Genomic DNA, 25,288 nt, shown 5'->3' with positions numbered 1-25,288 from the left:
TGATTTGAATCAACTCCTGACGAATTAATAAAGTACTAGCCGAAGACTAAAGGCTAAAGCTGTGCTCTCAGTAAAACGCGTACAAAAAAATGCCAACAAAGTCGGAGACTTTGTTGACACTCTATAACAACCCAAATTTTTATAATTATTATCTGCTTTTAACAAGCTTTTTCTCTTCTTCGTCTTTTTTAACCTTACTTTCATAATTTTGATTATGTTGTTTGAAACGCTCATTCATATCTTCTTCAAAGCTACGCTCTACTTTTTGACTCGAGCAATTTAAGTTCGATGCCTGTACAATATATTTCGGGCGTTGTTTGACCTCGTAATAAATGCGTCCAATATATTCTCCAACGATTCCAATTGAAATCATTTGTATACCACCTAGTAGTAATATCGCAGCAATAGTGGAGAAATAGCCTGGTGTTTCAATGCCATTAAACACAATGCCTGCAAAACTATAACCGATATACAACAAACTGATAAAGAACACAATAAAACCAAGATAAATCATTGCTCGTAAGGGTTTGTTGTTAAAGGATATCAAGCCATCTATACCGTAATTTAATAATTTACCGAATGACCATTTAGATTCTCCGTCTTCTCTTTCTACGTTTTCATAAGTAAACACTTTAGTGTTATATCCAATCCATTCATATAGCCCTTTTGAAAAGCGGTTGTATTCATCTAATTCGGTCAATGAATGCACTGCACGTTGACTCAGTAATCTGAAATCACCGACACCATCTTCCAATTTAATATCCTCTACAAAATGATTAATCATTTTGTAATACAATTTTGTCATAAATTTTCTAGCTGGTTTTTCGTTCTTTCTGTCACGCTTCGCAACAACTTGATCATAACCGTCCATATAGCCAGCAATCATTTGGGGTATTAATTCAGGCGGGTGTTGTAGATCAGCATCTATCATAATTGCTGCGTCACAATCTTTACTATTTTGGAAACCTGCAATCATTGCAGACTCTTTTCCAAAATTACGACTAAACGAAATAAATTTCACATGATCATCTTTAGTCGCTACATCTTGAATAAATTTTATTGTTTGATCTTTACTACCATCATCTACAAATAGTAAATCATAGTCATATTGATGATATTGACTATCTTTTGATAATATTTCAGTCAAACGTTGATAAGTCTTTAATACTACTTCACCTTCATTATAACAGGGTACTATAACTCTTATTTGCATATTAAACACCTTCATTTCAATTACTTCAATTTCACTTTATCAATTTTTATCACTATATTGCTATACTAACCAATTAGATTTACACAATCTTTATATAGCCTTAATATTCATTGCTCAAACTTAACTTAGGCAACTTATTTTTTAAAAATATCTAGTCATTTAAGTTAAATACATCTTAAAAAAACAGAGCAAAATGATTTAAGCGTTACAAAATAAGATAACACCTTGAAATTTAAATGTGGTTACTAATATTGTTCGGTATTAAAATTATTAAAAGTTATAATTTGTAACTTTAGTCTATCAACTATTTGATGAATTTGGAAACAAAACCCTTTATTATCGCTACTAGAACTATTTGAAACCTTCTTATTTTTATACATTTATAAACACATCGTTTGTTTTAAGTGCTGATAACCAATGCATAGTAGGGGTTCAGAGACTACAAGTTCGAGCCTTATTATAAAAAAACAGATAAACATGCACTTTTAAAAAATTTAAAATTCTTAAATTAAAAGCACCAATCTATTAAAAAAACTAATAGATTGATGCTTTCTATTTAAGCTTGTAAGATTTACGTCCTGGGTTGTGTTATCAATTCTTATTTTAAACTACCTATACGTACTTTATCTGGATCATTTCCTTGACGATTATCACAATTCAAACGATCTATCTCAGCGATGTCTGTCAATTCCAAATTAAAGTCGAAAATATCATAGTTTTCTTTAATGCGTTCTGGTGTTTTTGATTTCGGAATAATTAAGCGATCATGTGACAAATGCCAACGTAATACAATTTGGGCTGGCGTTTTACCATAACGGCTTGCCATCTCTGTGATCAATTCATGTTCTAATAAACCTCTATTTCTCATCAGTGGCATCCATGCTGTCACAGCGATATCATGCTTATCACAAAAAGTTTGTAGTTCATGTTGATTGAAATATGGATGCACCTCTATTTGATTCACAGCAGGTACAATGTCAGTTTGCGACATTAATTTTTCTAAATGGTGCGCATTAAAGTTACAAACACCTATTGCACGAACTTTGCCCTCTTCATATAATTTTTCCATGGCTTTATAAGTTTCAACAAATAAACCATCCGCTTCACATGGCCAGTGTATTAAAAATAAATCTAAATAATCAGTACCTAAGTTTTCTATTGATTTTGTAAAAAAATTGATTGTATTGTCATAACCTTGATAATCATTCCAAATTTTTGATGTAAGAAATAAATCTTCACGTGGTATCTCAGATTGTTTTAATGCATTACCTAATGCTATTTCATTTTTATAAAAATAAGCAGTATCAAATGCACGATAGCCCGCTTCTATGGCGGCTGTGACTGCAGGTTCCATTTCTTCATCTGTAATTTTATATACTCCAAGACCCACTCTCGGCATTGGATAACCATTATTTAAATAATACACGTCTTCTAACATGATTTAATCCCCCTTCAACTAAGTTGAAATTATTTTAAAGATATATCGTTATACTCTGCTCATTATAGCAATACGTAATACATGAATCACGCATATTTATTTCAATATCAACACACTACTATTATGTTCATATAATGACAGTGATTTGAGCCGATTTATGTGAAAAAGATACAAAAAAGCTATCGACAAATTCAGAGAATTTATCGATAGCTTTAAATGTATAAGACAATGATTAATCGTTATCTTCATCGTCTTCCTTATTTTCAGGCGTTGGACGTGTTGCATTGTATTCAACTTCTAATAAAACAGTAATGATTTGATGGTTATCGACTTCAGACATGATCCAACGATCATATTCCGTATCGACATAATCGTTTTGTTGTAAGTTTGTATTATGTGCTTGCAACCAACCACCGATTGTATCAATGTCTTCAGAATCAGCAAATTCAATGCCGAGCTCATCATTTAAATCGTCTAATAATACACGACCACTAATTTGATATCTGCTGTCCGTTACTTTTACAACATCGTTTACTTCATCGTCATCAAATTCATCACGAATTTCACCAACGATTTCTTCTAAGATATCTTCCATCGTTAAGATACCTGCCGTACCACCATATTCATCAATAATCAAACTGATATGAACATGTTCACGTTGCATACGTACTAACGCATCACTTATACGTGTCGTTTCAGAAATCATTGGTAAATCATGAACGTAATTACCTACTTTAATAGGTTTACCTGAAGCGTATTCTGTTAAAAACTCTTTTACATTAAGAAAACCTTTCACATGGTCTTTGTCCCCATCTTCTGTAATCGGGTAACGTGTGAATTGATGTTCTTTAATCGTGTCTAACAGTTCATTTACATTAAACGGTTCATTCAATGTAGCCATTTGTGTACGTGGCACCATGATATCTTTGGCTTGTCTCTCATCAAAGGAGAAGATATTTTGCATATAAGCCAATTCTGTTTGGTTTATTTCTCCACCGTTATAACTATTGTTTATTATAATTTTTATTTCTTCTTCTGACATTGCATCATTATTCGCATCTGGATCTACACCGAACATACGTATAATCATTCTTGCAGAACCATTCATCAACCATATCAACGGTTTCATAATAGCCCCAAAATAATACAATGGTCTAGCGTATATTAATGCCATTTTCTCTGTATGTTGAATGGCCAAAGTTTTTGGAGCCAATTCGCCGAGTACTACATGTAAATATGTCACAATGATAAATGCGACAATAAATGAAACTGTCGTCGTTAACGCTTCAGGTAAATTAATTGCTTCAAATAGTGGATGCAGTAATTTACTAAATGTCGGTTCACCTAACCAACCTAATCCTAAAGATGTCACCGTAATACCTAGTTGACATGCTGATAAATAGTAGTCCAAGTTTTTAATCATTTTTTTTACTATACGTGCACTACTATTACCTTCTGCAACAAGTTGTTCAATTCTTGTCGCTCGGACCTTCACTAATGCAAATTCCGATCCTACGAATACCGTTGTTAATGCTATTAAAAAAGCAAATATTACTAAATTTATTATGGTCACAGTTTCCAATTAGTTCCCTATTTCTAGGGATTCACCTCCAAATATCGTGTCACAATAGATGACCGTACATAAGATTTATTGCTATGTTGCATTTTCATGTTATATACTAAATCCTTCCCATTGGTGACACCTCCCGAAAAATACGCATTTCTTCTATTTTATCATAATGTTAAGTCATCATGTAATTTGTACGTATGAAATTTTATTTCTCTAACTTAACATTTAAACGCAAATTTTAAGTCGCGTCAACTTTTTGATTCAATTTACACTTTACATAACACGTTTTAAAATGAGTTGAATTCAAGCTTGTTATTAAGAAAATTTGTGTATTGCGCCTGCTTTTATAGTAGTTTGAACTGTAATTTCATCATCTACAATAACGATGTCTGCGTCTTTCCCAACCTTCAAACTTCCTTTTTGCGATTCGATATTTAATGCAATTGCTTGATTTAAACTAGTTACACGCCATAAATTATTTAGTGTATCACCTGTGTATTGTATTAGATTTTTCAGTCCTTCATTCATTTTCAGTATGCTACCTGCCAGTGCCCCAGATGCTAACCGAGCTTCAGAACCTTTTACAATAACATTTTGACCACCTAAATCATATTCACCATCTGGCATACCTTTCGCTCTCATTGCATCAGTAATTAAGAAAAAGCGTGTGTTTCCCTTTTGTTTATAAGCAATTTGAATCGCTGTAGGGTGTGAATGAATACCGTCCACGATAAGTTCAGTACTTAAGCTATCATTTGTCCATGCCGCACCAAAAACACCTGGTTCTCTATGCTCGAATGGTGTTCCAGCATTATATAAATGCGTCACATGTTTAGCCCCACGTGCTACCGCTTCATTTGTCTCATCAAAAGTTGCAACCGTATGACCAATAGAGAAACGTATTTGATTATGTAACGCTTCTAATGTTTCATGAGCACCTTCAACCTCAGGTGCAAATGTAATCACTTTAATTTGGTTGTTCGCTGTTTTTTGAAATTGTTGTACTTTCTCTATAGACGGTCTTTGTACATAGGCTGGATTTTGTGCTCCTACTTTATGTTCAGAAATAAATGGTCCTTCCAAATGTATGCCTACGATGTCAGCTGCTTTTAAAATGTCTTGTTGTTTCTGATATTCAATGATGTTTTCTAATGCTTTTGTAATATTCTCATCAGACTGTGTCATTGTTGTGGCTAAGAAACTTGTCGTTCCTTCAGATAATAGTGATTCTGCTAAATGTTTCAATCCTTCATATGATGCATCCATTGCATCTTCTCCATAGCCACCATGCATATGAATATCTATAAAACCTGGTAAAACATGCTGACCTTGAGCATCATAAGTTGTTAACGCACCTTCATAATCCCCTTTGCCTATGTCAGTAATTTTATCGTCCTTAACTATAAGATATCCTCGCTCTATTAGTTCTTCTTCAGTATAAATTCTCCCATTTTCAATCACATATTCAGCCATTTTCTCTACCTTCTTTTCTTTGTTTTACGCTATGTGTCTATTTCAGCACTTCGTTTTCATTTTACCAAACTTAAGTCCTTTATTATATTCAAAAGTTTTTGAATTTCAGTATCACATATAAACAAAAACCAGTAGAAATACTCATTAACTTGTGAGCTTCTACTGGTTTTTCTATGTTTATTCAATTTCTAAAGCTTGATGCATTAGTTCGCTATAACTTAAGAACTTTGTATTTCTTCTTCTGTCACTTTTGGTTTTAACAAACCATAAATGATTGCTCCTACGATAGATCCTATAATAATCGCAATGAGTGATTGTATCACGTGGCTGAAATCAGTACCTACTATAACAAAGATACCACCATGTGGTGCTTGAATTGAAGAACCTAGTCCTAACGCGATTGCACCTGCAACCCCTGAACCTACCATCATTGATGGAATGACTCTTAGTGGATCAGCTGCTGCAAATGGAATTGCACCTTCTGTAATGAAAGATAACCCCATTACATAGTTTGGTGCGATAGAGCCTTTTTGTTCTTTAGTGAATTTCTTGCGGAAAATCAACATCGCTGTCGCAATTGCGATTGGAGGTACCATACCACCAATCATTGCTGCTGTAATTGGTGCAGCATTGCCTTCTGTTAACGCAGCAGTCGCAAATACATATGCTGCTTTATTAAATGGTCCACCCATATCGATAGCCATCATTGCACCAATGACTAATCCTAAGAGCATAATATTCGTTCCTGATAAACCTTCTAAACCATTAAGTAGTAAATTATTCAACCACGACGCTGGAGGGTTTAATACATAAACCATTACTAAACCTGTGATTGTTACTGATAATACTGGGAAAATTAATGTAGGTTTCAAACCTTCTAATGATTGAGGTAAACCGCTTGAAAGTTTCTTAATACCTTGTGTTAAATAACCTGCTAAGAAACCTGCAAGAATACCTCCGATAAACCCTGCATCACCTGAAATTGCTAACATACCACCAACTAAACCAGCTGCAAAACCTGGTTTATCTGCAATACTACGCGCGATATAACCAGCGAGAATTGGGATAATTAACGCAAAGGCACTCTGATTACCAATATTCCATAATTGTTCAGCAAATGCATTATACTCAGAACTATTTGGATCATACGAGTTTGGTCCAAATAAGTAGGCGATTGCCATTAAAATACCACCGGCAATAACAAGCGGTAACATATTGGAAACACCATTCATTAAGTGTTTATAAATTGTTTTACCAAAGCCTTGTTTTTCATTACTTCCAGACTGATTTGATGCTTTATAATTGCCTTTGGCTACAAATGGTTTACGAGAAGTATCTTGTGCTATATTAATCAGTTCTTCAGGGCGTTTAATACCATCTGCAACTGGTATTTCTACAACATTTTTACCATCAAAACGGTCTGTTTCCACATTTACATCTGCTGCAACAATGACACCAGTTGCGCGACGAATATCTTCATCAGTAATGTGATTTTTAATGCCGCCTGAACCATTCGTTTCAACTTTTATTTTTACGTTCATTTTTTCAGCTTGCTTTTTCAAAGCATCACGAGCCATGTAAGTATGTGCGATGCCTGTCGGACATGCTGTAACAGCTAAGATATAGGGTTCATCTGAATCTGTTGCTGACGTTGTCGCAGCTGCTTGTGCTTCTGCTTCCTCTTCTTCAGTTGCTTCATCATCTGCTGTATCTATAATTTGAAGCACTTCTTGTGGAGAATTTGCATGAAGTAAATCTTCCCGCACTTTTTCATCCATTAAAATACCTGATAGTTTAGCTAATGCATCTAAATGTGTTTGTGCTCCACCTTCTGGCGCTGCAATCATAAAGAATAAATGTGCAGGTTGCATATCCAAACTTTGATAATCAACACCTGTTTTGGATTTACCAAATGCAATCGCCGGTGTGTCTACTGCAGCTACTTTTGCATGAGGTATCGCGATGCCTTCACCAATACCTGTAGTACTTTGAGATTCACGATTATGAATCGCTTCTTTAAAAGTTGTTATATCATTGAGTTTTCCAGCTTTATCAAGCTGCTTCACTAACTCATCAATAACACCGTTTTTCTCTGTTGAAGAAAGGTCCATTGCAATTGTATCTTTTGTTAATAACTCAGTTATTCTCATCTTATTCACTCCCACCTAATGTTGTAATCATTACTTGTGATTTAATATTTTCAATAGATGCTCTCGTTGCTAAGTCATCGTTAAATGCTGTTGCCGTCCCAGCCGATACAGCCTGTTTAAATGCTTCTTTAATAGATAAACCAGAATTCAATCCTGCAACCATCCCCGCTACAGTACTATCACCTGATCCCACTGTATTTACTACTTGTCCATTTGGTACAAGTGCTTTATAACTTTGTTGCTCGTCTACATATACAGCTCCATCTCCACCAAGAGAGATAATGACTGAAGTGGCACCCATTTTCAAAATTTCACGTCCATACCTCATTACCTCTTTATCTGAAGTGATGGTCGTATCGAACATCACTTCTAATTCATCTTTATTTGGTTTGATAAATAATGGGTGATATTTTAAAACGGATTCAACGAGTTCTTTTTCAGCATCAACGACAAGTTTCGCGCCTGTATCTTGCGTGATTTCCGCAATTTGTTCGTATGCGTTAGCAGGTACACTTTTAGGAATACTACCCGCAACAATAACTATGTCGTGTTCTGAAGTATCTCTGATTTGTGTTAATAAGGCTTCAAATTGCACCTTAGTGATATTAGGTCCTGGTGCATTAATTTCAGTTTCATTACCTGTTTTCAATTTGACATTAATACGTGTATCTTCATCAACATGTACAAAATCTGTATTAATTTCTGCTTGTTTTAATGTTTCTTCAATAAATCGACCTGGAAATCCACCAGTAAAACCTAACGCTGTAGATTGGACACCTAATGTTTTCAAAACTCTTGAAACGTTTATGCCCTTACCACCTGCAAATTTATTTGTTTCAGTTGCTCTGTTTAACCCATTAAGTTCAAATTCATTTGAAAACATAATGTAATCAATAGAAGGATTAAAAGTTACTGTATAAATCATAATGTTCCTCCAATAAAATTATATTTTTCAGCATAATATTGAAAAGTCACGCCTTGCATCGCTTTTTCAGAAGTGACTAAGGCCACATTCTCTAGTAAAGGCACATGTGCGAAATATACTTTTTCATATTTAGCATGGTCTACTAATACATAAACTTGCGTTCCTAATTCCATAGCATGGTGCTTTATGATTGCTTCTTGTTCATCTGGTGTAGTCAGTCCATATTTCACGTCAATACCGTTCATACCGAGAAACACTTTATCAAAACGATAACGATTCAGCGTCTTCAATGCACTCGCACCTACTGTCGCAAATGTTGTTGCTTTAACTTCTCCACCAAGAATGAGTGTTCTAATACCTCGTTTTAGTAATTCTTCTACGTGCGTTAAACCATTTGTTACTACAATAATGTCATTTGCATTAATATATGGAATCATTTCTAAAGTTGTTGAACCCGCATCTAAAAACACACAATCGTCATCGTCTATTTGGCTCGCTGCTAATCTCCCAATTTCTTGTTTTTCTCTTAGATTGGTACTTCTTTTATCAGCCAAATTAGGTTCTAATAAAGATGATTGATTTAGCTTTGCGCCGCCATGTATTCTTTTTAACTTTCCCATTTGTTGCAATTTTGATAAATCGCGACGAACTGTTGAGGCACTACTACCTGTTCGATCAATCAGTTCTTGTAGTGTTAAAAAGTCTTTTTGTGACAATTCAGCCAATATTAACTCGTGGCGTTTTTCCGTGATCATCGCTTCACCTCATCTCAACACTATTATAATGTTTCCGTTTTCATTTTTCAATCATTATTTACCAAAATCAATCAAAAACAATCAAAAATATGACACATTCTTTTCAAAATCTCTTCATTTAGCTATCTGCTTTAAAAATAAAATCAGTTTTTATTTATTTTATAAAACAAAAAAACCATAAAGCAGGAAATAATCCGTTACTTTATGGTCATTAGCTTAATGATATTCAATTATGTTCATCATGCGTCACTTTTTTAACTTTTGCTCGTGTTGTTCTAATTAAATGCGCTACATTTATTTTAATTTGTGTACCACGTGCTCCACCACTTACATAGATAGCCTCCATCTCTTCAACTTGTCGATCAATAATTGTTAGGAATTGACGTTTCATACCAATTGGGGAACAGCCGCCACGGACGTAGCCAGTCACTTTTTTTAAATCGTCAAGTGGCATTAAATGTAATTTCTTTTCATTAACTGCTTGCGCTGCTAATTTCATATCAAGAGAGGCATTTACAGGAATAATAAATACAAAGTGCGCATGTTTAGCATTTTCTAACACGAGTGTTTTATAAACTTGTGCTACATCTACACCGACTTTTTCAGCTACAGTCTTTCCATCCATATGACTTTCTGATACCTCGTAAGTATTGACGCAATACTCAATTTTCAAGCGATCGAGCATACGCATTGCATTTGTTTTAACTTCCTTCATTACAACACCTCATATTATATGTTGGTAATAGCTCACTAAGTTATAACTGATATCAATCATACTTTTATCTAAAATCTAATATTTATTTATCTAAGTCTAAGTTTTTTATAAAACGAGTTAATTCTTCATGCATAGATTCATCTTTTAAAGCAAATTCAATTGTAGTTTTCACAAAACCTAATTTTTCACCTACATCAAATCGATCACCTTCAAAGTCGTAAGCATAAACTTGATCGTGTTTATTTAATCTTTCAATTGCATCCGTAAGTTGAATTTCTCCACCTGCACCTTTGCTTTGAGTTTTTAAATAATCGAAAATATCAGCTGTAAGAACATAGCGACCCATAATTGCCAAATTAGACGGTGCAGTGCCTTGTTTTGGTTTTTCAACGAATTGATTCACTTCATATTTTCTACCTAATTTTTCTAATGGATCGATAATACCATAGCGATGCGTTTGGTCTTCTTCTACTTCTTGTACACCGATGACAGACTTTCCAGTTTCTTCATAAGCTTCTATCAATTGCTTAATCGCTGGATTATCAGATTCAACAATATCATCGCCTAAAAGCACAGCAAATGGCTCATCACCTATAAATTGACGTGCGGAATAAATAGCATGACCTAAGCCTTTTTGTTCTTTTTGTCTTACATAAAATATATTGGCAAGTTCTGTAGAATATTTAACTTTTTCTAGTAAGTCCGTTTTTCCTTTGTCTTGTAAGATCATTTCTAATTCTTTTTGATTATCAAAATGGTCTTCAATTGCACGTTTATGTTTACCAGTAACTATAATGATATCTTCGATGCCTGCACGTGCTGCTTCTTCGACTATGTATTGGATTGTAGGTTTGTCTAATATAGGCAACATTTCTTTTGGCATAGCCTTCGTAGCTGGTAAAAACCTTGTTCCTAAGCCAGCTGCAGGTATGATTGCTTTTTTTATCTTTTTCAAAAATGCTCATCCTTTTCATTAAAATATTTTAACTCTGGTTTATATAGAACTCACTCATTTCAATTGATAATATTATCATAACATTGATACTTATTGCTTTATACTGATTTCATAACATAAAAAAGTCACGCAACTTCAATTTAACATCAGTTTACGCGACTTTTATTCTACTTTTAATTTAACGATGGTTGACGGATTACGTCGCCCGCTTTGTTTACTATAACCTTATACTCTTTTCCTATCTTAGACTCATAAAAAGTATAAAACATACCTTCTTTAGACGTTTTAACTTTTTTGAGCACTGCATTCTCACCGAGCTCATCTTTAGCATACTTTTCAGCAATTACTTTGGATTCTTGAGGTGAAATACTAGGTGCATTAGAAGTTTGTTGGTCTTTCACACGATATGACTTATCAAAAATGTGCGCTTTATTATTTTTATCTACTGTAACCCTATAAAAAGTATTGGGTTGTTCTTTATTTTCAAAAGTAAAAATATAATAATAAGCCCCTTGGCATGTACGATCAATACCATAATCATTATATGCATTAGCAGCATTATTATCTTTATTCACAAGTGTTTGTGCTTCTTTTTGTGCATCGGAAAACTTTGGTAAATTAGCATTCCCAATTTCCTTATTTTTTAGATTGTGTGTCGTTTTTTTAGCTATTGGTACATATGCTTCGGCATTATAAGGTTCTTCTTGTTCAACATCTCTTACTGCTGCACTAATAGTATTATCACTGTTGTGATGGTCGTTACTTTTAGTTTCAGTTCGTTTATCATTGTCTGAACAACTAGAAATTGTTTCATGAACTTTTGCTAGTGCTTGCTGATTTGTAGCTATAAATAAAAGAAAACATAAACAACAAGCAAGAAGGAATGCCATGATTGATAAAATTAAATTTTTCAAGTTCATCCCCTTACTTACATTACTTTTTAATATTTCCTACATATTAGCATATTTTATTAACTTAAAACTTATATAGACCACAATTTAAACCAATCGTAATCTCTGTAACATTAATATTACGCAATATGACTTTATTTAATCTTAATGTCATATTACGAGTGTTATATCGTACAAATTATATATATTAAAAAGAACGTACGTGTATAAGCCTACGTACGTTCTACTTTATTTATCATTTTTTAAGTTATGATCTTTTAAGGCTCGTTCTTATCATTTTTTCAACTAGAATAACAAACATACCAAGTATCATTACTACAACTGCCATATATAAAGGATATTCAAAGTTAACATCATATAACGTCCCGGCCACTAATGGTCCTATAAAATTCCCCATACTCGTAAAGGTGGAATTTAAACCGCCTGCAAAACCTTGTCGATCCCCTGCAATATTAGAAAAATAATTCGTGATTGCAGGTCTAATCATATCAAAACCAATAAACACAATGAAGCTGATTAACATGATAGACCAATAACTATCCACAAATGTCAAAGCGAGTAATACAATTGCTGAATATATCAACGAATAATTGATAAATGTGAGTTCTTTAAAATGTTTCATAAATTTATCAAAGAAGAAGACTTGGAATACAGCACCTAGTATACCTCCACCAGTAATTGCAAATGAAATATCTAAAGGTGAATAATGTGCTTTATCTGCTGTATATAGCGGGAACAATGTTTCAAATGCTGATAAGCCAAAAGCAAGCACAAGCGTTAAGGTAATTGGTGTAAGAAAGACTTTCCAATCAATTTTCGTAAGTAATTCAGGTTGATACACTGTAAAACCATCTTGTGTTTCGTTTTTAGGATTTTTAAGCAAGATAATAGAAAGTACTAATGCTAAACAGCCACTGAAGCCTGCTACATAAAATGGTAGCCTATGAGAAAATTCAGCAAGAAATCCTCCTAGACCCGGTCCTAAAATAAAGCCTGAATTAATAATTGCTGACATATAACCAAAATTCTTAGCTTTATCTTTACCTATTGAAATATCTGCAATCATCCCAGTAACACCAGGCATAACCATACCAGCACTGAACCCGCCAAGAATTCTGGACACAATTAAGAGTGAGAAAGTATGACTAGCGGCAAACAAGAATTCTGATATAGCAAAGAGCCCTAACCCAATACATATAATTAATTTTTTACCTAATTTATCTGCTAACGTCCCACCAAATGGCGAGATAACCATTTGGGCCAATGCAAAGACGGCAACAAGAACCCCTAAATCGCTACCTTTTAATCCTAAATCTTTCAAATAGACAGGAAGAACTGGAACAACTAAACCAATACCTAAAAAGACCAAGAAAATATTAAAATATAAAATTACAAATTGCTTATTCACGTTTCTCACTCCATTCGTTTATACCATTCATATCATGATATGTTCTTTTAATATATATATATAATATTAGAGTATTTTATAACATTAATACATCAAAAGACAATAGAAAATTTTGTTCATCTAAACACTTTTATATAAACTATAAAAAAGAACTTGTATACTATAGTTGTAATCAATTTTAAGAATGGAGGTTTCACATGGTATATCAAGTTGACGGAAAGACAATTGTGCTTGTTTTAGAACGAGGCGAAGACATTGTAGAATCAGTAACGGATATAGCTAAAGAGCAAGGCGGTAAATTCGGTACAGTAAGTGGCATCGGTGCTTGTGACGATGTAGAACTTAATTTTTATAACATAGACACAAAAACTTATGAGAAAAAAACCTTTAAAGAACCATTAGAATTAATTAGTCTTTTAGGTAATATTTCTCACATCGATGCCAAACCATTTGCGCATTTACATGCAACCTTTGGGACTAATACTTACGCAACACTTAGCGGTCATTTAACGAAAGCGGTCGTTTCAGCTACTGCCGAAATTGTAATCACTATGACTGACTTAGATATTAACCGTAAACATGATGAAGCAATTGGCCTTAATTTATTAAACTTATAACTGTATACTGACCAGTGGATAGCACGCAGACCAGTTGCACTATCCACTCATTAAAGACTGATGAAAAGTTTCCACATATACGTGATTCATCAGTCTTTACTTCCTTCCTAACTTAAATTATTTAACCTTTCATTTAATCATTTTTTTAAAATATGTAACAACTACAATCATTCTCTATTTTATTCAACTGTAAATCATTTAGTTAATAACAATTCATCATTATCATTGATATTTACATTTAAAAAATGTATTATATAATCTCATATTCAAAAATACGAGTTAATTTTTCCCTTAGCTTTTTAATATTAAAAGTTGGGATTTTTATCGGCATTTTTTATTTTTCAATAAATTTACTATCCTTAGTAATTTTTACAATATATTTAAATGCTTATTCAGAAAGAAAGTAGGTGTATTTATGAAGGCTCGTTATATCGCTAGAACGGTATTTCTAATATTAATGATCATTTCTATTTTCTTTAATGAGTATTATCAATTTATGACTTTAAATTTATTTCTAGCATATGTGCCATTTGAACTATGCTTACTCTTAAATCTATTTAAACCTGTACATAAATACGAATGGCCACTATTTATTATTTTTGCCCTTATTTTCTTATTTATGGTGCCTAACACACTTTATATGGTTACAGATTTAATTCACTTAAATCAATTTACATTCAATTTCTATCAAGGTTTAATATTAGTAGAATGGGCATATTTCACTTTTCTAGTATCAGCAGTGTTACTTGCACTGTATCTATTAATTTTAATGTTTTTAGAAATGGAAAAATTCACGCCTCACCTCTGGTTAAATAGAACAATAATCATTGCAATGATGTTTTTAAACGGTTTAGGCATTTATATTGGACGTTTCTTGCGTTTACATTCAGTCTATCTTATTAATGAACCGCTTCGCATTATCAATGAAGTATGGTCAAATTTAAATCTTGAAGCAATAGGCTTTGTGCTGTTGCTTGTAGTATTACAAGGCTTACTAATTTTATTTGCGAAAGGAGTACGAAGTGCAAGATGACATTTAACATTATAATTTTGCTTATTGTGCTTATCGTATTCCAATTAATTATTGGGCATCTATTGCATGATGTAGGATTTTCATATACACGCAGTATCATACTCATGTGTCTGCCTTTAGGTATTGGATTATTTTATCTACAATTATTTTATTATGAACGCCACTTTCCTAATTGGAACGTACCTAAAAAAATAAGATTAAGGCTAAAATACATGTATATACTAACGTTCTTTGAATATGTTGCTTTATACATCTGTATTTTTAGATTGTAATTAATTTGAATTTTGATTATAAATATAAGTAAATCTAAAATATAGCTTTAAGTTGAATAAAGGGCTGTTAAGTTTCCGTAACGGAAACTTAACAACCCTCTTTTTGTATTGAAATAAAACGGGACGGTAATACATAAATCAAAAGTTGTAATTTGACCTTAACTACTCGCCCCATAAGTCTGCCTAGAAAAAGAATACAAGAGCGAAATCGCTGAAGCTCTTGCATAAGAACTACTTGTAAGTAGTAGTTCTTTAAAAGCTTGATATAAGCGCATTTCCAATTCAGTCAGCCACTGCCAATTTAATAATTGAGACTGAAACATGTATTTTGTCTCAGCCTCATAACTCTAATCATCTTTCCTAGTTTATTCCAATATTGTTTATTGTTTGAGTGATTGTTTTACTTCTGTAACTGCGTTTGCAGAAACTTGTAATTGTGCTTGTTCATCTTCAGATAATTGTAATTCTACGATACGCTCTATACCTTTAGATCCTAAAATCGTTGGTACACCTAAACATATATCAGAGAAACTGTATTCTCCCTCTAATAGTGCAATACTTGGTAATAAACGTTTCTGATCTTTTAAAATTGCTTCAACCATACTATAGACTGCGGATGCAGGTGCATAATACGCTGAACCATTTCCAAGTAATTCTACGATTTCTGCGCCACCTTTTCGCGTACGCTCTACAATTTGTGTAATTTGCGAATCTTTCAAAAGTTTATTCAGAGACACGCCGTTTACATTTGTTGATGTTATTAAAGGTAACATCGTATCGCCATGGCCGCCCAGCACCAATCCTCTGATATCTTTAACCGATACATTGAGTGCTTCTGCAATAAATGTTTGGTATCTAGCTGTATCTAAGACGCCCGACTGTCCGATTACACGTTCCTTTGGAAATCCAGAGGCTTGTAATACAGAATAAGTCATAGCATCTACAGGATTTGTAAGTACGATTATTTTACATTCGGGTGAATGTTTTACAATTTCTTTTGTTACATCATGCATCACAGCTTCGTTGATTTGAACTAAATCATCACGACTCATACCAGGTTTTCGTGCCACACCGGCAGTGATGACAACCACATCAGAGTTGGCTGAATCAGCATAATCAATAGAACCTGTTACACTAACGTCGAAACCATATATCGGACTACTTTCCAATATATCTAGTGCTTTTCCTTTCACAAGGCTTTCACTCTCCGGACGGTCTATGAGTACGACATCTGCGAGTTCTCGTTGGGCCACAATAAAAGCTAATGTTGCGCCAGTATTTCCAGCACCTATAATCGAAACTTTTTGCTTTGTCATAATGCAATCCCCCTATATCGTCAATACATATTGTATATTTATTATAACATCCAAATTATGTATCGCGCTATTTAAATCATAAGAACCTTAAATTTAATTTAGGGGTAATATCAATCTTATTTTTGCTTTCTTTGTCGTTTGAACCATTTCCAAATAACAAAAATAATTAAAATAGCTAATATAATATAAATAATACGAGAATATATATCCATATAATAAACAATTGTGTGCCAATTACCACCTACAGCTTGGCCTAAATAAATTAACACTGCGTTCCAAATGATAGTACCTACCGTAGTAAATATTATGAATAAGGGGATATTCATACGCGTTAAACCAGCTGGTATTGAAATTAAACTTCTCAATAAAGGAACAAAGCGACAGAAAAAGACTGTCCAATAACCATATTTTTCAAACCATTGAATTGTCTTATCTAAATCTTTCGTCTTTAAGCGCAAAATCTTTCCATATTTATCTACAATACGGTACAAATTACGTTCACCAATCCAAGCGCCTATACCATATAACACAATCGCTCCGACTACAGAACCAATTGTCGAGGTAACTAAAACGCCAGTATAGCCTAAACCAGATTGGGTGGTCATAAAACCGCCGAATGTTAAAATAATTTCAGATGGAATTGGTGGAAATATATTTTCTAAAAAGATAAGCAGGCCTATGCCCCAATATCCATATTGCTCCATAAATTGTGTAATCCACTGTTCCATTTACTTCCTCCTATTTTGTTCGATAATGCATAATATTTATTACTCTGGATGTTTGTAAATTAGAATAAATTATTTGCCGCTGCATATAAATAAAGTGATGCAGCGAATAATGCCATAGATAAAACCGTTAATATTAATGATAATAATGCAGTACGCTTGTAATGCTTTATAAATGCTACAAATAATATACCCGCGTTATAAAAGAAAAACAGCCCAAATAGTGTCATCATTAAAGTTATATCAGGGAATGCCAAATTTAAAATTGCGATGACAAGTGCAAATCCTAAAAACGGGAAATTAATAAAATTACGTTGAAATTTAAGTTGATTTCTTTGATGTTGTTCATTCTGTGTATTCATGAGTTTCGCTCCTTCAACATGTACTTTAAGGGATATCGTGGCCTAGGGAAGCTGTATAAATATCAAACCATTCTTGATCTGTAATTGTTACTTCTAAACCTTCGATTGCTTCGTCAATACGTTCTATTTTATGAGTACCTAATACAGGCATGATTGTTGCTGGGTGTTTATTTAACCATGCCATGACAATGCCATTCACACTAGCATGATATTTTTGTGCCAAGGGTGAAATTACGGCCATAATTCGAACAGATTTTTCATCTTCTAAATCGAACAATTTACCGCCTGCCATAGGACTCCATGACATCATTTTAACATTATCTTTATACATATGATTCATCAAACCATTTTCAAGTACATCTATAGTATATGGCGAAATTTCTAATTGGTTTAATGTAATATGCAACTTATCAGAAACAAGATGTTTGCTCAATAAATCATATTCTGATTTATTAAAATTAGAAACACCAAATGATTTCACTTTCCCTTCATTAACCAACGCAGTGATTGCTTCAGTCACTTCTTGAGGATCCATTAAAGGTGACGGTCTGTGAATAAGTAGTGAATCCAGATGATCTACTTGCAACTCTTGCAGAGAACGATCTACAGACGTTCGAATATGATGCTTACTATGATCATAACGGTGACCGTTTGCTCCATGTATACGTTCTGAAGGCAACACAATGCCACATTTAGTAACAATCTCCATTTGTTCACGTAATTGAGGAGATAATTTCAGTGCCTCTCCAAATATGCCTTCACATGAGTATCCACCATATATATCAGCATGATCCATAGTAGTAATACCACGTTCTACTAATTCATTGAGATAACGATTTAATTGTTGTGGCGTCCACTGCCAATCTTTTGCTCTCCAGAAACCTTGTATTACCTTTGAAAATGAAACATGTTGATTAATCTTTACTTTATCCATATTACCAACACCCCTTTTAGTATTTAAAAAATTAAGTGAATTGTAGCATGTCTAATTGGTTGCGTATGCGATTAACATCTATTTGTTCGCCAATAAGCACAATGGTTAAAGGCATGGATGCATCGATAACTTGATAGTCTGGCAAACCAAACGCATATTGAAATTCATATGTATCATTTGGCATATCACGAAACTTAACGTATCCCTTTAATCTTAAAACATTATCTGGCAACCGTAAAATAAATTGATAGAATAGTTGCCTATCTATTGGTCCAGTAAACTGATATTGCATACTATTAATCCCATGATGATGTGTAGGGTGTTTCATGTTTTGTCCTTCATTTTTTGTCACTGAAATTAATTGTTCCATATCTAAATTTGCATAACTCGTATAGAAGATCGGCGCATATGGATTAATTTCAAAAGTTTCATTTATACGTTCCCGCTCTACTTCATCAATCAAATCCATTTTATTGACTACAACTGTATGGCTCGCAGATAATTGTTCTTCCATCAATTGTGTTGTACTATGACTATATTGGGCTCTGGTCAAAAATCTTGGAGCGTCAACTAAGCCAATAACGACTGGTGGATTAACGTTTGCAATGATTTCAGGATCTTGACATGCCGCAATAATTTCGATTGGATGTGCTATACCTGTCGCTTCAATAATAATGTGGTGCATTGCACTTTTGTTTAGAAAATGTTTTAATTGTTTTATTAAATCTTGTTGCAAGTCACAACATACGCAACCATTTAATATTGACGCAACCTCAATATCATCGCCGATTGCACGGCTATCTACATCTAAATTGCCGTATTCATTTACGATGATACTCGGGTTTTCATCATTACTTAGTAAATATTTTACATAATTACTGAGAAAAGTAGTTTTTCCACTACCTAAAAAACCTGTTATGATTGTAATTGACGTTTTTGGATTTTTAATTTTTTTCATATAACCACTCATTTCTTAATACAAATGTCTGCATAAAAGTACAATTATTCGTATAATTAAACTTTTACTTGATAAAACTTTAGATTTCTTCTAAACTTTATACGTACACTACATTTTAGCATGGCACAGTGCAAAAGTGTTTTGAGGAAGTGTCACACACACATCATAAGACGGATTCAGGTCCGATACAGAAGAAAACGGATAGAATGTCTGGAGGAGAACTTTATGTCTGAACCACTTAATTTAAAAGAACAACTTTGTTTCAGTTTGTATAATGCTCAAAGACAAGTAAATCGCTATTACTCAAATAATGTCTTTAAGAAATACAAACTGACTTATCCACAGTTTTTAGTTTTAACAATCTTATGGGCTGATTCACCTGTCAATGTTAAGAAAGTCGTTACTGAATTGGCACTTGATACAGGTACTGTATCTCCATTACTTAAAAGAATGGAACAAGTTGACCTAATCAAACGCGAGCGTTCTGAAATTGATCAACGTGAAGTATTCATTCATTTAACTGATAAGAGCGAAGCAATTCGCCCTGAATTAGATACAGCTTGTCAAGACGTTGCAGTAGCATCTTCATTAAGCTCAGATGAATCTAAAGAACTAAATCGATTACTTTCAAAAGTAATCACTGCCTTCACAGAAGAAAAAGCAAAATAATTTTTCAATGGCAATGGTAAATATTAGATAGTTCTTCTATCAAAATTTATTCATTAAATATACTTGATTTATAATGAGAGCTCAAACACAAATGTGTTTGAGCTCCATTTTTTTTACTTATAAGCAAAATAATGTAACTTTTCGTTTATGAAACATTCATCTCAACCATTTGATATAAATAGCCTCTTGCTTTAATTAGAGATGGATAACTTCCAGTTTCTACGATTTCCCCTTCACTCATAACTACAATTTTATCAAAATACGGTAGCAACCTTAAATCATGTGTTGCAACAACTAAGGTTTGAGCTTTGGCATGAATGATATCCATTACGCTATCTGTATGATATATGTCGAGTGCTGTAGTAGGTTCATCCATAATCCAAATCGGTGCATCTCTTAATAATAATCTTGCAATTCCAAGTCTTTGTATTTCACCACCTGATAATGTATTACCAGATATGGTAATGTCTCTATCTAAATCGATATGACCCAAACCTAAATCAACTAAAATGTTACGTAGCTCAGCATCATCTTTTTCAGTAAACAAGTTCTCTCTCACTGTGCCATCAAATAACTGTTGTGTTTGTAATAGGGCATTGATTTGACTATATTTTTCTTCATCTAGGATATTTGTAATATCTTGATGATTTAATAATACCTCTCCTTTATCACTTTGATACAAACCTAACATGAGTTGCAATAATGAACTTTTACCGGATCCTGAAGGTCCAATAATAGCAACATGTTCGCCTTTATCAATTGATAATTGGATATCTTGTAATACATAACTTGCTTGGTTCCAATATTTGAAGTTGAGGTCTCGAACCTCGTACAACGGCTCGGTAGGTAAAACTTCTAAATGCATTGCTTCCTCGCCCTGCTTCATAGGATGAGCAATCACTTCATTAATATCATGGAAAGCTTCGTCAGTATCCGCTTTAAAGTAAGCTACATTGCTCATAGGTATGGCCTGTTCAAAAAGCGTCAGCATCATTAATACAATACTTGTTAAATAAACAACGTCTAATTCTTGATTTTGTACTTGAACCACACCTAAATACAGTGTGAAAAATAATGCAATCATTGAAACAATATTTAGACTATATTCGTATAACGATAAAAATCGTTGTTCTTTTGCTTGAGCCGCTTCATAGTCATTCAATTGATTAAGTACTTGTTTTTTGTAAAATTCTGTTCGACCAAAACGATCCAACTCTTCATAACCTTCTTTATAATCATAAAATCGGTTTAAAAAATCACCTTGAACGTCGTTAACTTGTCTTTTCAATATACGTGCACGCTTAGCACTTAACCATGGTATTACTACTAAGGTAGCAATCATACTAATACATATGATAATTGCATGTACATATGAGAAGTAAATCATTACGATTGTAGAAATGATTGCTGTAACACCGATTACTACAGGTGGATAATAAACACGCAAGTATATATTTTGCAGTGCTTCGACTCTGCCAATCATTCGTGCGATTAAATCACTAGAATTAAATTTTCGATATACGTCGGGAACGACGGGAATTAAATGTTTAAAAAATTGAACCCTAACGTTTCTAAGCATTGTAAAAGTCGCTCTATGTGATAATAATCTTTCAATATATCTGGCAATTGCTCTTATAAACCCAAATAATTTTACTGAAGCTATCAGAACCATTAATGCAAATAATGGAGCACCTAGCGCACTTTGCGTTACCATATAACCACTTAAAAAGAACATGCTAAGTGCTACTAAACTTCCTAGAACACCCACAATAATCGAAAGTATCAAATCTCTATCTATTTTAAATTGAATATGTGGCTTCATGTTGCGTCACCACCTTTATCATTGTTTCTTCTCTCTCGTGTATCTATCGATGTTAAATAGCCATTTTCAATATATATACGTCTGTCAGCATTTTTAATAGTATTTTCTCTATGTGCAATCGTAATTACAGTTGTATCTACAAATTGTTGCGCAATTATATTTTGTATAATATTTTCTGTTTTCACATCTAAGCCAGTAGCAGGCTCATCAAAGATAAGTACGTCTGGTTGAATCATTAGTACTCGAGATAGTTCTACACGTCTCATTTGACCGCCTGAGAGCATCTCACCGCCCTCTCCAATCCATGTATCTAATCCATCCTTTAAAGACAGTACTTTTTCTTTTAAATCAACATCTTCTAATACTTTTAATATTTTGTTTTCATCTATAGATTGAAACATAGTAATATTATCGCGTATAGAAGCATTAAAGATATAAGGCATTTGACTTAAAAAACCTAATTTCAAGTTAGCATTTTGATAAGTCACTTCACCTGACTGAACATCGAAACGTTGTACAATAATCTGAGCTAGTGTAGATTTACCAGCACCACTTTTCCCGACGAGCGCAATTTGCTCTCCTCTAGAAATATTCAAATTAATATTATTTAAAGCATTTTGTTGTGCATCATCGTATTTAAAGTTAACATTCGCCAATTTAATTAATGCAGATTGTTGTACATTAACACGTACTTCAGGTTTCAATGCTTTTTCTTGTTTATCTAATAATTCGAAAACCACATCGCTCGATCCTTCACTTTGCTTTCCAGTGTGGAACGATTGTCCTAAATCTTTAATAGCGTTATAAAATTCAGGCGCTAATATGATTGCAATGGCAGCTGTTTTAAAATCAATACTATTGAATAAAATCAATCCTAATCCAGCTTCTAAAGCTACAAGACCAATCCCTAGCATACTGATAAATTCAAGCATGAGCCCGGATAGAAAAGCACTTTTTAAAATACGCATAGTTAAATCTCTGAATGTCGTACTTTCTTCATATAATTCTTGTTCTGTCTGAGCTGTTCTATTAAAAAGTTTTAAAGTGATAAGTCCTTTAACTTTGTTTAAAAATTGCTGACTGAATTGGTTTAAATAGGTCATTTTATCTTTAGATTCATCACGTGTTTTTAATCCAAAAATAATATAAAAAAGAGGAATAAATGGTGCAGTGACTATCATAATTAAAGCCGTATTTAAATGAATAAAACACATAGCAACAATGATAAACAATGGAATCATCATTGATTTAAATACTTGTGGGAAATAACTATTAAAAAATGGAACAATTCCATCAATACTTTCAGTCAAGGTATTCATTTGAACCCCAATTGGCTCTTTTGACTGTTTTAAAATAAGTTGGCGTCTCAAATTATATTTCACTTTTGTAGACATGCGATTACCTATCATTTGATTTATTGTATTAAATGTTGCACGTGCGATTAAAATAAATAATGTAAACAGTAATAGTATTAACAAATTTTGGTTCGTTTCTAATAACATTGCATTTAAAATTTCTGCAATAGAAATATTCTGAACGACCACGGTAATAGCTAATAATGTACTGATTACAAACATGAACATCGGGTATATTTTATATTTAAATGCTAAATTTGTTAATCTTTTCACAATTATCACCTGCCACATATTATAAACTGATTCATTGAAAATTAAATGAATTCGCTCATTATTATTAGTACTTTTTTATGTTAATTTCATATTTCAGACATAATTAGAAATTTCTCTTTTTCAATGATTGAATTCCTTTTATTATATTAATCTCAGTCTTTAGTCTAAAATTACATTTATATGTGGCGCGTTACATTTTTATTGTGCTATCATTATAAAATGAAAATCTATGAAAATTAATTAGTAATATGAAAGTAGGTAAATTATGTTAATACTTGAATTGATTAAAGGACTTATTCTAGGTATTGTTGAGGGGTTAACAGAGTTTGCACCTGTTTCTTCAACAGGTCACATGATCCTTATCGATGACATGTGGTTAAAATCAAGTGAATTTTTAGGATCAGAATCAGCTTTTACCTTTAAAATTGTAATACAACTTGGTTCTGTTTTTGCGGGTGCATGGGTATTCCGTGAACGTTATTTCGAAATGCTTCATATTGGTAAGTACAGAGCATCTTCTATCGATGGCGTTGGTCAAAAACCGAATCGCTTAAACTTACTACATATTATTGTCGGTATGATTCCTGCAGGTATTCTTGGGTTATTATTTGATGACGTTATTCAAAAATACTTATTTAGTGTACCAACTGTAATGATTGGATTATTTATTGGTGCTATTTATATGATCATAGCCGATATTTATAGTAAAAAAGTTACAAACCCACAATCAGTTGACCAAATCAATTATGTCCAAGCATTTATAATTGGACTATCACAAGCAGTTGCAATGTGGCCTGGTTTCAGTAGATCTGGTTCTACAATATCTACGGGTGTATTAATGAAGATGGATCACAAATCAGCATCAGACTTCACTTTCATTATGGCTGTTCCTGTTATGCTAGCAGCTAGTGGTTTATCACTTGTTAAAAACTTTGAATATATTCATTTAGACCATATTGGTTTTTATGCATTAGGCTTTATTGCTGCCTTCGTTGTAGGTTTAATTGCAATTAAGACATTCTTGTACTTAATTAGTAAAGTTAAATTAATTCCTTTTGCTATATATAGAATTGTTTTAGTTATTATTATCGCTATCCTTTATTTCGGTTTTGGTATTGGACAAGGTATTACAGGCGAATAATATTTCAATGGACTCTATGTGCTTATGCATCAATATAACTCAATGTTTTGAAACAGTGAAACAGAAATCTAATTTTTCTAATAAAGTTTCGTTGTATAAACTCAGATTAATAACGCTGACTAGCAAAAGAATGCAAGTACATTTTTAATTCAGTCAGCTACTACCAAAATAATAATCGAGGCTAAGGCACATATTTGTCTTAGCCTCTTCTGTTTATTATCGCTATCATAAATGACGTATATCTTTCTGTACAGACTGTATTTAGCGTTTATTTTCGTGTATTATAGGGTAATGTGTA

The 25,288-nt window shown here is 33.1% G+C and carries 23 protein-coding genes; 5 read left to right on the top strand and 18 right to left on the bottom strand.

What is annotated here, in order from left to right; genetic code table 11:
• Nucleotides 1-148: 148 nt before the first annotated feature.
• From AST02_RS01795 to norA, 11 genes are all read right to left on the bottom strand, one after another.
• Nucleotides 149-1,213: a glycosyltransferase family 2 protein gene (locus AST02_RS01795; RefSeq protein ID WP_069815299.1), complete on the bottom strand. Its 1,065-nt coding sequence runs from the start codon at nt 1,211-1,213 to the stop codon at nt 149-151.
• Between the two features lie 598 nt (nt 1,214-1,811).
• A complete protein-coding gene (locus AST02_RS01790; protein ID WP_069815297.1) occupies nt 1,812-2,651 on the bottom strand; it encodes an aldo/keto reductase in 840 nt (279 codons plus the stop codon).
• Nucleotides 2,652-2,883: 232 nt separating this feature from the next.
• A complete protein-coding gene (locus AST02_RS01785; protein ID WP_069815295.1) occupies nt 2,884-4,233 on the bottom strand; it encodes a hemolysin family protein in 1,350 nt (449 codons plus the stop codon).
• A gap of 303 nt (nt 4,234-4,536) precedes the next feature.
• Nucleotides 4,537-5,694, bottom strand: coding sequence for an N-acetylglucosamine-6-phosphate deacetylase (gene nagA / locus AST02_RS01780; RefSeq protein WP_069815294.1), 1,158 nt, complete (start codon nt 5,692-5,694; stop codon nt 4,537-4,539).
• A 218-nt stretch (nt 5,695-5,912) separates the two neighbouring features.
• Nucleotides 5,913-7,844, bottom strand: coding sequence for a PTS fructose transporter subunit IIABC (locus AST02_RS01775; RefSeq protein ID WP_069815293.1), 1,932 nt, complete (start codon nt 7,842-7,844; stop codon nt 5,913-5,915).
• A gap of 1 nt (nt 7,845) precedes the next feature.
• Nucleotides 7,846-8,769 (bottom strand): 1-phosphofructokinase, encoded by a 924-nt coding sequence (pfkB, locus tag AST02_RS01770; RefSeq protein WP_069815292.1) that lies wholly within the window; start codon nt 8,767-8,769, stop codon nt 7,846-7,848.
• Nucleotides 8,766-9,524: a DeoR/GlpR family DNA-binding transcription regulator gene (locus AST02_RS01765; RefSeq protein WP_069815290.1), complete on the bottom strand. Its 759-nt coding sequence runs from the start codon at nt 9,522-9,524 to the stop codon at nt 8,766-8,768. The genes pfkB and AST02_RS01765 overlap by 4 nt, the downstream gene beginning before the upstream one ends.
• Before the next feature lie 226 nt (nt 9,525-9,750).
• Entirely contained in the window at nt 9,751-10,239 is a 489-nt protein-coding gene (ybaK, locus tag AST02_RS01760) for a Cys-tRNA(Pro) deacylase (protein WP_069815288.1), read from the bottom strand.
• Nucleotides 10,240-10,321: 82 nt separating this feature from the next.
• Nucleotides 10,322-11,194: a UTP--glucose-1-phosphate uridylyltransferase GalU gene (gene galU / locus AST02_RS01755; RefSeq protein WP_069815286.1), complete on the bottom strand. Its 873-nt coding sequence runs from the start codon at nt 11,192-11,194 to the stop codon at nt 10,322-10,324.
• A 173-nt stretch (nt 11,195-11,367) separates the two neighbouring features.
• Nucleotides 11,368-12,108 carry a hypothetical protein gene (locus tag AST02_RS01750; RefSeq protein WP_069815284.1) on the bottom strand — a complete coding sequence of 247 codons (741 nt, stop codon included), beginning with the start codon at nt 12,106-12,108 and terminating at the stop codon, nt 11,368-11,370.
• 244 nt (nt 12,109-12,352) lie between these two features.
• A complete protein-coding gene (gene norA, locus AST02_RS01745) occupies nt 12,353-13,513 on the bottom strand; it encodes a multidrug efflux MFS transporter NorA (RefSeq protein WP_069815282.1) in 1,161 nt (386 codons plus the stop codon).
• Between the two features lie 197 nt (nt 13,514-13,710).
• Between norA and AST02_RS01740 the strand changes: the two genes are divergently transcribed.
• The 3 genes from AST02_RS01740 to AST02_RS14485 all read left to right on the top strand — a co-directional run bounded on the left by AST02_RS01740 (nt 13,711) and on the right by AST02_RS14485 (nt 15,435).
• On the top strand, nt 13,711-14,130 hold the full coding sequence (locus tag AST02_RS01740; RefSeq protein WP_069815280.1) for a PPC domain-containing DNA-binding protein: 420 nt from the start codon (nt 13,711-13,713) through the stop codon (nt 14,128-14,130).
• A gap of 415 nt (nt 14,131-14,545) precedes the next feature.
• A complete protein-coding gene (locus AST02_RS01735) occupies nt 14,546-15,163 on the top strand; it encodes a DUF1361 domain-containing protein (protein ID WP_069815278.1) in 618 nt (205 codons plus the stop codon).
• Nucleotides 15,160-15,435: a hypothetical protein gene (locus AST02_RS14485; protein ID WP_081332966.1), complete on the top strand. Its 276-nt coding sequence runs from the start codon at nt 15,160-15,162 to the stop codon at nt 15,433-15,435. Before AST02_RS01735 ends, AST02_RS14485 begins: the two co-directional genes overlap by 4 nt.
• 380 nt (nt 15,436-15,815) lie before the next feature.
• On the opposite strand, the gene mdh is transcribed toward AST02_RS14485, so the two are convergent.
• From mdh to AST02_RS01710, 5 genes are all read right to left on the bottom strand, one after another.
• The gene (gene mdh, locus AST02_RS01730; protein ID WP_069815276.1) at nt 15,816-16,751 is read right to left on the bottom strand and encodes a malate dehydrogenase; all 936 of its coding nucleotides are present in this window, start codon (nt 16,749-16,751) and stop codon (nt 15,816-15,818) included.
• A 116-nt stretch (nt 16,752-16,867) separates the two neighbouring features.
• Nucleotides 16,868-17,479: a DedA family protein gene (locus AST02_RS01725; protein WP_069815274.1), complete on the bottom strand. Its 612-nt coding sequence runs from the start codon at nt 17,477-17,479 to the stop codon at nt 16,868-16,870.
• Between the two features lie 59 nt (nt 17,480-17,538).
• The gene (locus tag AST02_RS01720) at nt 17,539-17,838 is read right to left on the bottom strand and encodes a hypothetical protein (protein ID WP_069815272.1); all 300 of its coding nucleotides are present in this window, start codon (nt 17,836-17,838) and stop codon (nt 17,539-17,541) included.
• Nucleotides 17,839-17,863: 25 nt separating this feature from the next.
• Nucleotides 17,864-18,772: an aldo/keto reductase gene (locus AST02_RS01715; RefSeq protein ID WP_069815270.1), complete on the bottom strand. Its 909-nt coding sequence runs from the start codon at nt 18,770-18,772 to the stop codon at nt 17,864-17,866.
• Nucleotides 18,773-18,803: 31 nt separating this feature from the next.
• Nucleotides 18,804-19,730 (bottom strand): CobW family GTP-binding protein, encoded by a 927-nt coding sequence (locus AST02_RS01710; protein WP_069815268.1) that lies wholly within the window; start codon nt 19,728-19,730, stop codon nt 18,804-18,806.
• A gap of 225 nt (nt 19,731-19,955) precedes the next feature.
• Between AST02_RS01710 and AST02_RS01705 the strand changes: the two genes are divergently transcribed.
• A complete protein-coding gene (locus AST02_RS01705; RefSeq protein WP_069815266.1) occupies nt 19,956-20,399 on the top strand; it encodes a MarR family winged helix-turn-helix transcriptional regulator in 444 nt (147 codons plus the stop codon).
• A 145-nt stretch (nt 20,400-20,544) separates the two neighbouring features.
• Here the strand turns inward: AST02_RS01705 and cydC are convergent, their stop codons facing one another.
• Nucleotides 20,545-22,221 (bottom strand): thiol reductant ABC exporter subunit CydC, encoded by a 1,677-nt coding sequence (gene cydC, locus AST02_RS01700; RefSeq protein WP_069815264.1) that lies wholly within the window; start codon nt 22,219-22,221, stop codon nt 20,545-20,547.
• Nucleotides 22,218-23,849, bottom strand: a complete 1,632-nt coding sequence (locus AST02_RS01695; RefSeq protein ID WP_069815262.1) for an ABC transporter ATP-binding protein/permease — start codon at nt 23,847-23,849, stop codon at nt 22,218-22,220. The genes cydC and AST02_RS01695 overlap by 4 nt, the downstream gene beginning before the upstream one ends.
• Before the next feature lie 265 nt (nt 23,850-24,114).
• Here AST02_RS01695 and AST02_RS01690 point away from each other — a divergent pair, with 265 nt between their 5' ends.
• A complete protein-coding gene (locus tag AST02_RS01690; RefSeq protein WP_069815260.1) occupies nt 24,115-24,990 on the top strand; it encodes an undecaprenyl-diphosphate phosphatase in 876 nt (291 codons plus the stop codon).
• The last annotated feature ends 298 nt before the right edge of the window (nt 24,991-25,288 follow it).

It is taken from the genome of Staphylococcus equorum (genome assembly GCF_001747895.1).
Taxonomy (GTDB): Bacteria; Bacillota; Bacilli; order Staphylococcales; family Staphylococcaceae; genus Staphylococcus; species Staphylococcus equorum_A.
This window is presented reverse-complemented; position numbering and strand designations above follow the sequence as displayed.

Bases quoted from the DNA above. Each gene is read 5' to 3' on its own strand.
- AST02_RS01705 (WP_069815266.1), top strand. From the start codon at position 19,956: ATGTCTGAACCACTTAATTTAAAAGAACAACTTTGTTTCAGTTTGTAT.
- AST02_RS01725 (WP_069815274.1), bottom strand. From the start codon at position 17,479: ATGGAACAGTGGATTACACAATTTATGGAGCAATATGGATATTGGGGC.
- pfkB (WP_069815292.1), bottom strand. From the start codon at position 8,769: ATGATTTATACAGTAACTTTTAATCCTTCTATTGATTACATTATGTTT.
- AST02_RS01795 (WP_069815299.1), bottom strand. From the start codon at position 1,213: ATGCAAATAAGAGTTATAGTACCCTGTTATAATGAAGGTGAAGTAGTA.
- mdh (WP_069815276.1), bottom strand. From the start codon at position 16,751: ATGACAAAGCAAAAAGTTTCGATTATAGGTGCTGGAAATACTGGCGCA.
- ybaK (WP_069815288.1), bottom strand. From the start codon at position 10,239: ATGAAGGAAGTTAAAACAAATGCAATGCGTATGCTCGATCGCTTGAAA.
- nagA (WP_069815294.1), bottom strand. From the start codon at position 5,694: ATGGCTGAATATGTGATTGAAAATGGGAGAATTTATACTGAAGAAGAA.
- AST02_RS01775 (WP_069815293.1), bottom strand. From the start codon at position 7,844: ATGAGAATAACTGAGTTATTAACAAAAGATACAATTGCAATGGACCTT.
- AST02_RS01740 (WP_069815280.1), top strand. From the start codon at position 13,711: ATGGTATATCAAGTTGACGGAAAGACAATTGTGCTTGTTTTAGAACGA.
- AST02_RS01715 (WP_069815270.1), bottom strand. From the start codon at position 18,772: ATGGATAAAGTAAAGATTAATCAACATGTTTCATTTTCAAAGGTAATA.
- AST02_RS01765 (WP_069815290.1), bottom strand. From the start codon at position 9,524: ATGATCACGGAAAAACGCCACGAGTTAATATTGGCTGAATTGTCACAA.
- AST02_RS01690 (WP_069815260.1), top strand. From the start codon at position 24,115: ATGTTAATACTTGAATTGATTAAAGGACTTATTCTAGGTATTGTTGAG.
- AST02_RS01735 (WP_069815278.1), top strand. From the start codon at position 14,546: ATGAAGGCTCGTTATATCGCTAGAACGGTATTTCTAATATTAATGATC.
- AST02_RS14485 (WP_081332966.1), top strand. From the start codon at position 15,160: ATGACATTTAACATTATAATTTTGCTTATTGTGCTTATCGTATTCCAA.
- AST02_RS01720 (WP_069815272.1), bottom strand. From the start codon at position 17,838: ATGAATACACAGAATGAACAACATCAAAGAAATCAACTTAAATTTCAA.
- AST02_RS01790 (WP_069815297.1), bottom strand. From the start codon at position 2,651: ATGTTAGAAGACGTGTATTATTTAAATAATGGTTATCCAATGCCGAGA.
- AST02_RS01710 (WP_069815268.1), bottom strand. From the start codon at position 19,730: ATGAAAAAAATTAAAAATCCAAAAACGTCAATTACAATCATAACAGGT.
- cydC (WP_069815264.1), bottom strand. From the start codon at position 22,221: ATGAAGCCACATATTCAATTTAAAATAGATAGAGATTTGATACTTTCG.